This is a genomic window from Polaromonas sp., from assembly GCF_029945685.1.
Lineage (GTDB): Bacteria > Pseudomonadota > Gammaproteobacteria > Burkholderiales > Burkholderiaceae_C > Polaromonas.
In genome coordinates, this window is sequence record NZ_JAQSDA010000008.1 from 244,145 (window position 1) to 258,821 (window position 14,677).

The window sequence follows — 14,677 nt, forward strand, 5'->3', positions numbered from 1 at the left end:
GTTTCCGTGCTGCTTTTTTATCTGCCCCCGCTTGGAATGCCGTCCATCGCGTTGACGCCATAACCGGGAATCAACGCGGGCTGCCCACCCCGCCGGATCGCCACAGCGCAATACTTGAACTCGGGAATTTTTCCGAACGGGTCCAGGGCGGCATTGGTCATCAGGTTGGCTGCTGCCTCGTAATAGGCAAAGGGAATGAACACCGCACCCTGGGGCGTGCCGTCATCGCGCCGCACATGGATGGCCACGCTGCCGCGGCGCGACTGCACCGTGATCACGTCGCCCGCCACCAGTCCGAAAGCACTCAGGTCTGCCCCGCACATGGACGCCGTGGCCATGGGCTCGATCGCGTCCAGCACTGTCGCGCGCCGCGTCATGCTGCCGGTATGCCAGTGCTCCAGCTGGCGGCCGGTGATGAGCACAAACGGGTAGTCGGCGTCAGGCCGCTCGTCCGCGGGAATGATGTCTGCCGGCACCAGGTGCACACGTCCGTCCTGGGTGGCAAAACGGTCGATGAACACCGTGGGCGCGCCGGGGTCGTCCGCACTCAGGCAGGGGTAAGTCACGCTGGATTCACGCTCCAGCCGCTCCCAGGTGATGCCGGAGATCGCAGCATGCATGGCCTGGCGCATCTCCTCGTAGACTGCGGCCACGCCGTCGTGCTCTCCTTTGTAGTCCCAGTGAAGCCCCATGCGGCTGGCAAGTTGCTGGATGATCCAAAGATCGGGTTTTGCTTCACCGGGCGGCTCGATAGCCTGCTTGCCCATCTGCACCATGCGGTCGGTATTGCTGACCGTTCCCGTTTTTTCAGGCCACGCGGTCGCCGGCAGCACGACATCAGCGAGCCAGGCGGTTTCGGTCATGAAAATGTCCTGCACCACCAGGTGCGACAGGCTGGCCAGCGCGTGCCGCGCATGGTTCAAATCCGGATCACTCATGGCCGGGTTTTCGCCCATGATGTACATGCCGCGTATCTTGTGCGGGTCGCTCTCGGGCGCCAGTGCCTTGTGCATGATTTCAACCACGGTGTAACCGGGTTTCTCATCGAGTTTCGTGTTCCAGAAATTCTCGAACCACTGATGTGCGGCGGTGTTGTCCACACGCTGGTAATTGGGGAACATCATCGGGATCAGGCCCGCGTCGCTGGCGCCCTGCACGTTGTTCTGGCCGCGCAAGGGGTGCAGGCCGGAGCCGGGTTTACCGATCTGACCGGTAACGGTGCTCAACGCAATCAGGCAGCGTGCGTTGTCGGTGCCATGCACGTGCTGGCTGATACCCATGCCCCACAAAATCATTGCGCCTTTGGCCTTGGCAAATTCGCGCGCCACCTCGCGCAGCGTTTCTGCCGGAATGCCGCAGACCGGTGCCATCGCCTCGGGGCTGTAGGCCTTCACGTTTTCCCGCAGCGCCTCGTAGTTGCCGACGCGGTCGCGGATGAACGCCTGGTCCGTCAGGCCCTCCTCGATCACGGTGTGGATCAGCGCATTGAGCATCGCTACATCGGTGTCAGCCCTGAACTGCAGGGTGCGCCAGGCGTGCTTGCCGATGTCGGTGATGCGCGGGTCGGCCAGCACGATCTTGGCGCCCCGCTTGGCGGCATTTTTCATCCAGGTCGCAGCCACCGGATGGTTGGCAGTCGGATTGGAGCCGATCACAAAAATCATGCCGGCGTGCTCAACGTCGTTGACCTGGTTGCTCACCGCGCCCGAGCCCACCCCTTCGAGCAGAGCCGCCACACTGGACGCGTGGCACAGGCGTGTGCAGTGGTCCACGTTGTTGCTGCCAAAGCCCGTCCTCACCAGCTTCTGGAACAGGTAGGCCTCCTCGTTGCTGCCTTTGGCCGAGCCGAAGCCGGCCAGCGCCTTTTTGCCATGGGTGTCGCGCAAGGACCGGAGGCTGTCTCCGCTCAACGCCAAGGCCTCTTCCCACGTCGCTTCGCGGAACACTTCGGACCAGTCCGCCGTATTGCGATTGAGTTTTTCCAATGCTTGCGGGTCTTTGCCAACCCCCGCCTTGCGAATCAGGGGCCTGGTCAGGCGCTGCGGGCTGTGCGCGTAGTCAAACCCGAAACGCCCCTTCACGCACAGGCGGCTGTGGTTGGCCGGGCCATCGCGGCCATCGACACTGAGGATGACGTTGTCCCTGACGTTGTAGGTGATCAGGCAGCCCACACCGCAAAACGGACAAACCGAATCAACCTTTTTATCGACGATCTGGCTTCCGATCCGGGTTTTGGGCATGAGTGCCCCGGTGGGGCAGGCCTGCACACATTCGCCGCAAGCCACGCAGGTGCTGTCGCCCATGGGGTCGTCCAGGTCAAACACGATCTCGCTGTGCGAACCACGCATGGCGTAGCCGATCACGTCGTTGACCTGCTCCTCACGGCAGGCGGTCACGCAGCGCTTGCACTGAATGCAGGCATCGAGGTTGACGGCCATGGCGGGGTGCGACACGTCGGCTTTGGGCTGCTCGCGACGCAGTGCTTTCAGCTCCGGACGCACCGTGACGTCCATGCGGGCCGCCCAGTCGCTCAGCTCGCCGTGCTGCTGCGACTCGTCTTTTTCATTCCACTTGTAGCCGGTGTCAGGCATGTCGGAAAGCAGCATCTCCAGCACCATCTTCCGGCTTTTGACAGCGCGTTCGCTGTTGGCCTGCACTTCCATACCAGCTGTTGCATTGCGGCAGCAGCTGGGCGCCAGCGTGCGCTCGCCCTTGACCTCGACGACGCAGGCGCGGCAATTGCCGTCGGGCCGATAGCCGTCCTTGTAGCAAAGATGGGGAATCTCCACGCCATGGCGTTTGGCGGCCTTGAAAATGGTCTCGCCCTCCCAGGCGCGGATGGTATTGCCGTCCAGCTTGAACTCGACGGTCTGCGGCAGCACTTCGACCAGTTTGGCGGGTGCGTTCATGGGGTCTCTCCATTGATGCGGTGCTCGGTACCCACGGATTCACCGGGCGAGGGCAACTTGCCCTGCCACGGCGGTTCACCGACTTCAGCAGAAAAATATTTCTGGATGCTGCGTATCGGATTCGGCGCCGCCTGGCCCAGGCCGCAGATGGACGCGTCGCCCATCACCTGCGCCAGATCTTCCAGCGTCTGCGAGTCCCACACCGGTTCCTGCATCAGCTTCGCGGCCTTGGCCGTGCCGACGCGGCAAGGCGTGCACTGGCCGCAGCTTTCATGCTCAAAGAAGCGCATGACATTGAGCGCCGCATCGCGGGCGCGGTCATGCTGACCCAGCACCATCACTGCGGCAGAGCCGATAAAACAGCCGTGAGGCTGCAGCGTGTCAAAGTCAAGCGGGATGTTGTTCATGCTGGCGGGCAGGATGCCGCCTGAGGCGCCGCCCGGCAGATAGGCGTACAGCTGGTGCCCGTCGGCCATGCCGCCGCAATATTCATCAATCAGCTCCTGCACCGTGATGCCGGCCGGTGCCAGCTTGACCCCGGGCTGCTTCACGCGCCCGCTGACGCTGAAAGATCGCAGGCCCTTGCGGCCATGGCGGCCGAAACTGCCAAACCACTGCGGACCTCTTTCAACAATGTCGCGTACCCAGTACAGGGTTTCAAAGTTGTGCTCCAGCGTGGGCCGTCCGAACAGGCCCACTTCGGCGATGTACGGCGGCCGCATGCGCGGCTCCCCGCGCTTGCCTTCTATGCTTTCAATCATGGCCGACTCTTCGCCGCAGATATACGCACCTGCACCGCGTCGCAGCTCGATCAGCGGCAGCGGGCACGGCGGATTCGCCTGCAGTCTGGCCAGTTCCCTCTGCAGCATGGCGCGGCAATCGTGGTACTCGTCGCGCAGGTAGATGTAGCAGGCCCCGATGCCCACCACCTGGGCCGCCACCAGCAGACCCTCGAGGAAGCGATGCGGATCGCGCTCGAGGTAGGTGCGGTCCTTGAAAGTACCGGGCTCGCCTTCGTCGATGTTGACCGCCATGACGCGCGGCGCCGGCTGGCCGCGCACAATGCGCCACTTGCGCCCGGCCGGAAAACCCGCACCGCCCAGTCCCCGCAGGCCGGAACCTTCCATCGCCTGGATGATGGCTTCCGCGTCTTCCTCGCCATTGACGACAGCAGCCGCCAGCGCGTAACCGCCATGGGCGCGGTAGGTGTCGTAGTCGGTGTAGGCCGGTACATCGCCGCTGGTCAGGACCGGGAGGGATTTTTCGGCATACTCGGCCACTGCAAAATTGATAGCTGGTTGCGCTCGCGGGACAAGGGCCACAAGCCCATTTTGTTCATGAATCGCGGCTTTCACAGCATCCAGAGTGGCAAAGGGTACAGCGCGCTGGTGGACGACCGCGGCCGGCGCCTGCTCGCACCGGCCTATGCAGGGCGCAGGGATGATGCGCACATGGTCGCTGCCCAGTAAACCCGGCAGGCGCGCCAGCAAGTCCTGCGCACCGGCCAGTTCGCAGGCCAGGCCATCGCACACACGCACCGTCAGGCCCGGGGCTTTTTCGTCGCCCCTGATCACTTCAAAGTGGTGGTAGAAAGTGGCGACTTCATAGACTTCCGCCATCGGAATATTCATCTCTCTGGCCAGCGCCACCAGATGGCGGTCATGCAGGCAGCGGTGAACATCGTTGAGTTGGTGCAGATGTTCGATCAGCAAATCCCGGCGATGGCCGGCTGCGGGCCTGGCGCCAATCAGCGCGCGGACTTCCTCCATCGAGACATCGTCAGCCTGCCGCCCCTTGAGCTTGCTCTTGCGGCGAATGCGCTCGCGCATGTCGTCTGCCGTGGCAAGCGCCACAACCTTGACTTCAGACAGCTGACCCGGATGATTCATGTTGGCTTTGACCTGTGGCCGTTCATTTTCTGGAATGCACGGCCGGATTGCTTGAAAATAACTGACTGAAAGTTCAGGCGAAAAACTTCGCCACGCTCTGCAGCGTACGGTAAATGCCCCATGCCAGGGGAATGCCGACCGCCAGCCACGCCAGCACCACCATGGCCGGATTCACCGTATCGGCGCCGCCGTTGGTGCGATGCACTTCCGATGCGGCCATCTTTTCGTGCGCCAGGCGTTTTTCCTCGGCCAGCTCGGCATCCGTCATGAACCACTTGGGATTGAGCGGCCGCACCAGCAGGTTGCAGACCAGGCCGACGACCAGCATGCCCGTCAGGATGTACATGGTCTGGTTATAGACCTGCTCGCGCGGAATGCCAAGACCGAGCTGGTATTCCCGCATGTAGTTGACAACAACTGGCCCCAGGATGCCGGCGGTCGCCCAGGCGGTCAGCAGGCGGCCGTGGATGGCGCCCACCATCTGCGTGCCGAAGATGTCGGCCAGGTAGGCCGGCACCGTCGCAAAGCCGCCACCGTACATGCTCAGGATCACGCAGAAGGCGCCCACGAACAGCACGATGCTGCCGGCCGCTGCGCTGCCAGGAATACTTGCATAAAGGATGCCGCCGAGCACGAAGAAAACCACATAGGTCACCTTGCGGCCCAGCTTGTCGGACAGGCTGGCCCAGAAAAAACGGCCGCCGATATTGAACAGGCTGAGCAACGCAGTAAAGCCTGCGGCCACCGCGGCAATCGCAGCCAGCTGGGTCTTGTCGAGCTCGCCAAACTTCTTTGCCACGCCAATCAGCGAACCGCCAAACACTTCCTGCAGCATGGGCGAAGCCATGCCAATGACGCCAATGCCGGCGCTCACGTTCATGGTCAGCACCATCCAGATGAGCCAGAACTGGGGAATGCCCCAGACCCTTTTTACATGCACGTGGCGCTGCGTGATCATGCCGTTGCCTGCCTGCACAGGCGGCGGCGTCCAGCCTTCAGGCTTCCAGCCGGTCTCTGGCACCCGGTAGCCAAAGGCGCCGGCCATCATGAAGACAAAATAGACCAGCGCCATCACGACGAAGGTCTGCATCACGCCGACGCTGGTCGGCGTGGCGAAATACTTCATGAGGTCGGCCGCCAGCGGCGAACCTATCATGGCGCCGCCGCCAAAGCCCATGATGGCCATGCCGGTCGCCATGCCGCGTCTGTCCGGAAACCACTTGATCAGGGTCGAGACTGGCGAGATGTAACCCAGCCCCAGGCCAATGCCGCCAATCACGCCAGAGCCAAGAATCATCAGCCAGAACTGGTGCAGGTAAATGCCAAGCGCCGAGATCAACATGCCGCCGCACCAGCAGACCGCCGACACCACACCGGCCTTGCGCGGCCCGGCGCGTTCCAGCCAGCCGCCCCAGGTCGCAGCCGACGTACCGAGCAACACAAAAAACAGGGTGTACATCCATCCCAGCGTGGAAATTTTCCAGTCACAGCTGGTGGTGAACAGCTCGGCAAAAAAGCCGACGTCGGGCCCGCACTTGATGGCATCCTTGATGCCCAGCGCCTTTGACAAGGGCAGCCAGAACACCGAGAAGCCGTAGGCCATGCCGATACACAAATGGATGGCCAGCGCTGCCGGCGGTACCAGCCAGCGATTGAACCCGGGGCCTGCGATGATGCGTTCCTTGTCGAGAATTCCTGACATGCTTGTTGTCTCCGTGTTATTTGTTGTGGTCACCCTCTTTGGGTGCACGGAGTTTCGAGGCCATCAGGGACCCGGTCAAATTGAATCGAAACATGCACCGATTCAGAAACTAAATCAAACAGGGCCCCCATGGTTGCTCGCTGCATGTAGCGCCCTGCCCCCGGAGGCGCCGCAGCGCCTGCGGCCTGGCCTGGCCGGTTCCGCGGCCCCTGCTGGTTGGTGGAGCCCGCGCTGTGCGGGGTTCTGGATCAGCTGGGCTAGACGGAAAGCAAGCCACTGTGCGCGGCGGCGTGGCGCAGCCAGCCGGCATCCTGCGCCAATGCAAGTGCCGCTTCCAGCGTCCGCGAAGGCCGGTCGCCGCCCTGCGCCATGAAGCCTATCGTCGTGCGCACATCGGGGCTGACCAGGGGTAGCGCCTCCAGTTCCTGGTAGCCGCGCAACGCACCCACCAGCGCGCCTGGCATCACGGTGCAGACACTGCCCTCCACGACCGCCAGCGCCAGTGTGAGGATGGAGTTGGTCTCAATGCGGGGCTGACTCATCACGCCCGCTTCCTGAAATGCGTTTTCAACAATCGTGCGGTTGTGCATCTCGCGCGTAAGCAGGCACAGCGGGTGTTTCGCTGCCTCGGACCAGGTTATTTTGGGACCCAGCTGCAGCACGCCCTTTTTTACTTTTGCGGCACGCCGGACAAAAAAATAATGCTCGGTGTACTGCTTGATCTGGCGCAGGCCGGGGCCGTTGTCCCGCAGCCTGTCGATGTAGCCCAGCCCCATGTCCAGGGACAGGCTTTCGAGCCCCGTCTCGAGCTCGTTCGAACTCATGGAGCGCACGGTTGGGGTGATGCCGGGATAACGCGCCTGCAACAGTGCGCAAAAGCGCGCGGCAATCGGCATGGCCGTGGGGACCGCGCCGATATGAAGATTACCCTGCGGTTTGCCTATGCCGCTGTCCAGTTCCTGCTGCAGCGTCTCGCGTTCCTGCAACATGCGCTGCGCACTGAGCAGCACGCGTGCGCCCTCCGGCGTGAAGCCCTCAAAATTACGTCCGCGCCTGACAATGACCGTGCCAAATTCCCGCTCCAGCGCTCTCAGCGCGTTCGACAATGCAGGCTGAGTGATGTGGCAGGCCTGGGCTGCACGGCCGAAGTGCTTGTGCTCGTCCAATGCAGCCAGGTAGCGCAGCGAGGCGAGCAGATTCATGGGTTCAGGTATTTTTGGAGACCGTGATCGTCGGGAACTTGGCGGAAAAGTCTTTCGCCTTGGCGGCAATCGTGATGGCCACCTGGCGAGCCACGGCCTTGTAGATACCGGCAACTTCACCGTCCGGGTCGGCCACCACCGTGGGCCGGCCGTTGTCGGCCTGCAGGCGGATCTGCATGTCCAGCGGCAACGCACCGAGGTAACTCATGCCGTAGTCGGCCGCCATCTTCTTGCCGCCGTCCTGGCCAAAGATGTGCTCGCTATGGCCGCACTTGCTGCAGATATGCACCGCCATGTTTTCGACAATGCCCAGAATGGGCACGCCCACCTTCTCGAACATCTTGATGCCTTTTTTGGCGTCGAGCAGCGCGATGTCCTGCGGCGTGGTGACGATCACCGCTCCCGTCATGGGCACGCGCTGGCTCAGCGTGAGCTGGATGTCGCCGGTGCCGGGCGGCATGTCGACGATCAGGTAGTCCAGCTCTTTCCAGTTGGTCTGGCGCAGCAGCTGCTCCAGCGCCTGGGTCGCCATCGGGCCGCGCCAGATCATGGCTTCGTCCTGCGCGACCAGGAAACCAATCGACATGACCTGGATGCCGTAGTTCTCCATCGGCTCCATGTTCTTGCCGTCCACGCTTTCGGGCCGGCCCTCGATGCCCATCATCATGGGCTGGCTGGGGCCATAGATGTCGGCGTCGAGCAGGCCGACGCTGGCGCCTTCAGCAGCCAGGGCCAGCGCGAGGTTGACGGCGGTGGTGCTTTTGCCCACGCCACCCTTGCCGGAGGCCACAGCCACGATGTTCTTGACGTTGGGCAGCAGCTGCACCCCGCGCTGCACGCTGTGGCTGGCAATCTTGAAACTCACATTGACCGATACGTTGGTCACGCCCGCCACGCCCTTGGCAGCGGCAATCAGCAGCTTGCGGATACCGGCCAGCTGGCTTTTGGCCGGGTAACCCAGCTCCACATCAAAGGACACGTCACCGCCGGCGATCTGCAGGTTTTTCAGGGCCTTGGTACTGACAAAATCCTTGCCGGTATTGGGGTCAAGCACGCCTTGCAGGGCGTTCAAAATTGCCTGTTGTTCTACAGCCATCGGGATAGGTCTCCGGGTAAATCTGACAGGGCAGCCTGGGCCGCCGGAATTGCTGCCAAGTCTAACGCCGCAAAACAAACCGGCGTGCCGTGAGGGATTGGCGCCGGGGCCCAGGCGCGGACGCGCCTTAAAATCGCCGGTCAGCCTCTTCAAAGCCACAAAGCCCTCTTTATGTCCCAGCGCCGCCTTTTCGTCACCACCGCCCTGCCCTACGCCAACGGGAACTTCCACATCGGCCACATCATGGAGTACATCCAGGCCGACATCTGGGTGCGCTTCCAGAGGATGCAGGGCCATGCGGTGAATTTTGTCGGCGCTGACGACGCGCATGGCGCACCCATCATGATTGCGGCCGAAAAAGCCGGCAAGACGCCGCAGCAATTTGTGGCCGACATCGCCGCGGGGCGCAAGCCCTACCTCGACGGTTTTCACATCAGCTTTGACAACTGGCACTCCACCGACGCACCGGAAAACCACCAGCTCGCCCAGCAGATCTACCGGGACCTCAAGAAGGCCGGTCTGATTTCGACCAAAACCATCGAGCAGTTCTTCGACGCCGAAAAGAACATGTTCCTGCCCGACCGCTTCATCAAGGGCCAGTGCCCCAGGTGCGGTGCGAAAGACCAGTACGGGGACAACTGCGAGGTCTGCGGCGCCGTGTACGCGCCGACCGACCTGATCAACCCTTATTCAGCCCTGTCGGGCGCCACGCCGGTGCTCAAAAGCTCCGAGCACTTTTTCTTCCGGCTGTCCGACCCGCGCTGCGTCGAATTCCTCGAGCAGTGGACGCAGGACGGAAAACTGCAGCCCGAAGTCGCCAACAAGGTGAAGGAGTGGTTCTCGGTGCGTGACAACGCCGATGGCACCCAGAGCGAAGGCCTGGGCGACTGGGACATCTCGCGCGACGCGCCCTACTTCGGGATCGAGATCCCGGACGCTCCGGGCAAGTATTTCTATGTCTGGCTGGATGCGCCCGTCGGTTACCTCGCGTCGCTGAAAAACCTGCTGGACAAGCGGGGCGAGGACTACGCGGCCTACATGGCCGACCCTGCGCTGGAGCAGTACCACTTCATCGGCAAGGACATCGTCACCTTCCACACCCTGTTCTGGCCGGCCATGCTGCATTTCAGCGGCCGCAAGACACCGGACAACGTGTTTGTGCATGGTTTTCTGACCGTCAACAACGGCGAGAAGATGAGCAAGAGCCGCGGCACCGGGCTGGACCCGCTCAAGTACCTGAGCCTGGGCATGAACCCCGAGTGGCTGCGTTATTACCTGGCCGCCAAGCTCAATGCGCGCAATGAAGACATTGACTTCAACGCCGACGATTTCATGGCGCGGGTCAACAGCGACCTGGTGGGCAAATACATCAACATCGCCAGCCGCGCGGCCGGCTTCATTGCCAAACGCTTCGCCGGCCGGCTGGGGGAGGTCTCGGCCGACGGCGATGCGTTGCTGTCGGTGCTGCGCGCCCAGAGCGACACCATCACGCAGCTGTATGAATTCCGTGAATTCGCCAAGGCCCTGCGAGAAGTCATGCTGCTGGCCGACCGCGTCAATGCCTATGTGGACCAGAACAAACCCTGGGAACTGGCCAAAAAAGAGGGCATGGACAGCCGACTGCAGGACGTCTGCACGGTCTGTATCGAGGCGTTCCGCCTGCTGACGATTTACCTCAAGCCGGTGCTGCCGGCGCTGGGCGCGCAAGTCGAGAACTTCCTGAAAACCGCACCGCTCGGCTTTGCCGATGCCGCTGTCCTGCTGGGCAACGGGCACCTGATCGGTGACTACGCCCATTTGATGCAACGTGTCGACATCAAGCAACTTGATGCACTGTTTGAGCCTCCAGCCCAGGCGGAACAAGCGCCGACAGCTATTGAATCCATAGCACCCGGCGGCGAGGAGGTGGCACCGGTCATCACCATCGACGACTTCAGCAAGATCGACCTGCGCGTCGCAAAAATCGTCAACTGCGAAGCCGTCGAAGGCTCGACCAAATTGCTACGCCTGACCCTCGACGTGGGCGAGGCCACCCTGCGCAACGTCTTCAGCGGCATCGCCAGCGCCTACAAGCCCGAAGACCTGATCGGCAAACACACGGTGATGGTGGCCAACCTGGCGCCGCGCAAGATGAAGTTCGGCATCAGCGAAGGCATGGTGCTGGCCGCCAGCCACGCCAATGAAAAAGCCCAGCCCGGCATCTTTGTGCTGGAACCGCTGCCCGGCGCGCAGCCCGGCATGCGCGTCCGGTAGGACGACCGTCAAGGCGGACGTTCAGGCAACAAATCGCAGGGCCTTGCCCGGACGGGCCGCCATCTCGGTGACCGCCGCATCCAGCGCCTGCAGCAACAGGGCCACCCCCGCCGCCTGAAACGGCGCCGCAGCGATGGCCACCTTGAGCTGCAGCACCGCGCCGGGCGGCAGCAGTTCACTCGGCGCCAGTCCGCGCGCAATCAGGCGCTGCCCCATGTCCGAGATCTGGTCGCGCGTGACACGGCCCTTGAGGATCAGCACAAAATCGCCGTCGCGGTGGCGCGCCACGGTGTCGCCCTCCCGGGCCACCTGGGTGATGCAGGCGCCGGCATGGACCAGCGCCATCTGCGCCACCTGCAGGCCGTACTCGTCGCGGATCGCCTGGAGGTTGCCGATGCGCACGCGCAGCACCGCCCCCGACGCGGGTTCGCGCAACTGGGCAATGAGCAAGCGCTGCAGACGCTCCAGCATCACCCGGTGGTTGACCGCACCGGTCAGCGGGTCAACCCGGGCGATGGCCTCGACGCGGGCCCGGTTGTCGCGCCGTTCCTGAGTGCGCAGGTACAGGGCCACCAGCAGCAGCGGAATCTCCAGCGCCACGCCCAGTTGGGCACCGTATTGCGTCATGAAGGACACCGGCAGCAGCTGCATGTTGCGCAGCACGGGAAACACGGCGCCGGCAAGCACCGCCAGCACGCCGGCCAGCACCCACAAGCCGACGCGCGGCGTGCGCCAGGCGTACCACAGCGCCACACCGAGATAAACCACAAAACTGGCCAGGTAGTAGGGGCCGGTGATTGCAAAAAACGGGTTGCGTCCGACAAACAGGAAACACGCAGCCAGCACGGCGCCCAGGCCTCCCATCGCCAGCATCAGGTGCGTGACCCAGCGGGCGCCGCGCCCGACCACCAGTTCGCGCATGAAAAAGTGGCCCAGCGCCGCGCCTGTCACCGGAAGCACGTTGGACGCCACGTCATTCCACCAGGGGTTGTCGGGCCAGAAATACTCGCCGGCCAGCCCCGTGAGAGAAAGCTGGCCCAGAGCGATCACCAACACATAGGCCGCATAATAAAAATGGATGGAGTCGCGCCAGAAATAGGCGTTGACGGTGCAGATCACAAGCACCAGAGCCACGAACCCGGCATAAACGCCCAGCAGGAAATGCCAGCGCCTGCTCGATTCCTGAAAATCGCGGGCAGGCCACACGGTCCAGCGCACGCTGATGGGATGGCTGTGCTGCACCCGCAGGTAGCTGGGCCCGGCCTCCTGCGGCTGCTGCACCAGCTCGAAAGCCGGATGCAGGTAAGGCAGGGGCCACTGGGCCACCGGGATCGAATCGCCCGAGCGCAGGACAAGCCAGCCGCCGTCGGCAGCGGGCCGGTACAGGTCCACACGGTTCATGCCGGGGTGCGGCAGCGCCAGCACCAGCGGGGTCGGCACACTGACGGCGGGCAGGGCCAGCTGGTACCACAGGGCAGCAGCGCCGCCGGCCGGCATGATGCGGTCGGCACTGGCCGGTGTCGCCTCGCCGCTGGCAAAACGCTGCTGGACCTGCGCTAGCGTCTGCTCACCCGACGGGTCCACCAGGACCAGGGCCTCGCCCTGGCGGCCCAGCCATCCGGAGGCCGGGGCGGCGCCGGTCTGCGCCAGCACCGGCGGGCTGGCCGCCAGCCAGCAGGCCACCAGTGAAAGGGCGACGAAAGCGAGCACGGCCCGGCCGGAGCACCGCGTGGGAGGGAATGACAAACAACAAGGGCTGGGGAAAAGTGACATGGAGCGTGCGTGAGCGGCTTAAGATAAGCAACCGCGTGTCTTTGAAACAGAAAATGAAGGAAAAAAGACCGGTCCGACTTTAGCAAGGGACTCGCGGTCTGACCATCCCACAGTTGGAGGATGAACCCGGCGGCATGTCACCCTGGAGTCTTCTGATGAACCTGCCCGCCTACCTCGCACCCTTTCGCCCCCGCATCTTTTCAGCGCTGGGCGGCTACACGCGCGAGCGCTTCGCCAAGGACCTGGGGGCCGGCATGACCGTCGGCATGGTGGCCCTGCCGCTGGCCATGGCCTTTGCCATCGCCTCGGGGCTGTCGCCGCAGGCCGGCATCTGGACGGCCATCATTGCCGGCGGGCTGATCGCGCTGCTGGGCGGTTCGGCCGTGCAGATCGGCGGGCCGGCGGGCGCCTTCATCGTGATCGTCTACGGCATCGTCGAGCAATACGGCCTGCCCAACCTCCTTATTTCCACCGCCTGCGCCGGCGTGCTGCTGTTCCTGCTCGGGTTTCTCAAAATGGGCACCCTGGTGCGTTACGTCCCGGTCAGCATCGTGGTCGGTTTCACCAATGGCATTGCGGTGCTGATCGCGCTGTCGCAGCTCAAGGACCTGCTGGGCCTGCAGATTGCCAGAATGCCGGCCGATTTTTTTTCGCAGATCAAGGCGCTGGCGGCCCACATGGACTCCTTCAACGCGAGTGCCCTGGGCCTGGGCGCGGCCTGTTTTCTGGGCCTGGTGCTCTGGCCCAAACTGTTTGTGAGCCGCTCCCTGGGCACCAACGGCTTCACCGCCCGTCTGATCAGCCGGATGCAGGCGGTCGAGGGTGTGCAACTGCTGCGTGCGACCCGTGCCGTGTCCCGCGTGCCCGGCCCCATCGTGGCGCTGATCACGCTGACGGTGTTTGCCTGGCTGCTGCACCTGCCGGTGGACACCATAGGCTCGCGTTTTGGCGGCATTCCACAGGCCCTGCCCCACTTTGCGCTGCCGGCTTTTTCCTGGGACACCGTGCGCCTGCTGCTGCCGCCCACGCTGACCATTGCCATGCTGGGCGCAGTCGAGTCACTGCTGTGCGCGCGTGTCGCCGACCAGCTCTCCGGCCTGCCCAAACACGACCCCAACCAGGAGCTGATGGCGCAGGGCATCGCCAATTTCGTCGTGCCTTTTTTCGGCGGGATGCCGGCCACCGGCACCATGGCCCGCACCGTGACCAACCTGCGCGCGGGCGCTACCTCGCCGGTGGCCGGCCTGACCCATGCCCTGACGCTGATGCTGGTGGTGCTGGTCGCCGCGCCGCTGGCCATGCATGTGCCGCTGGCCGTGCTGGCCGGCTTTCTGGTGCATGTGGCCTGGAACATGGGCGAGTGGCGCGAGTTTGCGCGCCTGCGCCAGTACAGCAGCCACTACCGCCTGCTGATGCTGGGCACCTTCCTGCTGACCGTGGTATTTGACCTGACGGTGGCCCTGCAGGTCGGCCTGCTGCTGGCCTGCGTGCTGTTTGTACGGCGCATGAGCAGTCTGTTCCAGGTGGTGGAGACGGAGCGCACCGCCGATTCGGTCCACTTCCAGCTCTATGGCTCGCTGTTTTTCGGCGCGGTCGCCAAAATCGACCCGGTGCTGTCGGTGGTTGAAAGCGCGCCCGGGGCTCTGCTGGTGCGCCTGGATGCCCAGTCGCTGCAGTCGCTTGACGCCTCCGGTCTGGACGTGCTGGTGCAACTGCACAAGGCTGTCGTGCTGCGCGGCGGCCGGCTGGTGATCTCGGGCCTGAACGCCCAGCCGCGCGCGGTCATGGCGCGTGCGGGATTTCTGGCGAAGGTGAACGAGCTATGAAATCAATAGCTGCCCACGCTTATGGCA

The 14,677-nt window shown here is 63.6% G+C and carries 8 protein-coding genes; 2 read left to right on the forward strand and 6 right to left on the reverse strand.

What is annotated here, in order from left to right; genetic code table 11:
- Positions 1-17 precede the first annotated feature (17 nt).
- The 5 genes from fdhF to apbC all read right to left on the reverse strand — a co-directional run bounded on the left by fdhF (position 18) and on the right by apbC (position 8,798).
- Positions 18-2,909, reverse strand: a complete 2,892-nt coding sequence (fdhF, locus tag PSV26_RS06615) for a formate dehydrogenase subunit alpha (RefSeq protein ID WP_300569005.1) — start codon at positions 2,907-2,909, stop codon at positions 18-20.
- Entirely contained in the window at positions 2,906-4,798 is a 1,893-nt protein-coding gene (locus PSV26_RS06620; RefSeq protein ID WP_300569008.1) for an NADH-ubiquinone oxidoreductase-F iron-sulfur binding region domain-containing protein, read from the reverse strand. Before PSV26_RS06620 ends, fdhF begins: the two co-directional genes overlap by 4 nt.
- A 73-nt stretch (positions 4,799-4,871) precedes the next feature.
- Entirely contained in the window at positions 4,872-6,500 is a 1,629-nt protein-coding gene (locus PSV26_RS06625; protein WP_300569011.1) for an OFA family MFS transporter, read from the reverse strand.
- A gap of 257 nt (positions 6,501-6,757) precedes the next feature.
- On the reverse strand, positions 6,758-7,702 hold the full coding sequence (locus PSV26_RS06630; RefSeq protein WP_300569014.1) for a LysR family transcriptional regulator: 945 nt from the start codon (positions 7,700-7,702) through the stop codon (positions 6,758-6,760).
- A gap of 4 nt (positions 7,703-7,706) precedes the next feature.
- Positions 7,707-8,798 (reverse strand): iron-sulfur cluster carrier protein ApbC, encoded by a 1,092-nt coding sequence (gene apbC / locus PSV26_RS06635; RefSeq protein WP_300569016.1) that lies wholly within the window; start codon positions 8,796-8,798, stop codon positions 7,707-7,709.
- 171 nt (positions 8,799-8,969) lie between these two features.
- Between apbC and metG the strand changes: the two genes are divergently transcribed.
- On the forward strand, positions 8,970-11,051 hold the full coding sequence (gene metG / locus PSV26_RS06640; protein ID WP_300569019.1) for a methionine--tRNA ligase: 2,082 nt from the start codon (positions 8,970-8,972) through the stop codon (positions 11,049-11,051).
- Between the two features lie 21 nt (positions 11,052-11,072).
- Here metG and PSV26_RS06645 read toward each other — a convergent pair whose 3' ends face one another.
- Positions 11,073-12,761 carry a 7TM diverse intracellular signaling domain-containing protein gene (locus PSV26_RS06645; protein ID WP_300569022.1) on the reverse strand — a complete coding sequence of 563 codons (1,689 nt, stop codon included), beginning with the start codon at positions 12,759-12,761 and terminating at the stop codon, positions 11,073-11,075.
- A 218-nt stretch (positions 12,762-12,979) separates the two neighbouring features.
- Between PSV26_RS06645 and PSV26_RS06650 the strand changes: the two genes are divergently transcribed.
- Positions 12,980-14,650, forward strand: a complete 1,671-nt coding sequence (locus tag PSV26_RS06650) for a SulP family inorganic anion transporter (RefSeq protein ID WP_300569025.1) — start codon at positions 12,980-12,982, stop codon at positions 14,648-14,650.
- Positions 14,651-14,677: the final 27 nt, after the last annotated feature.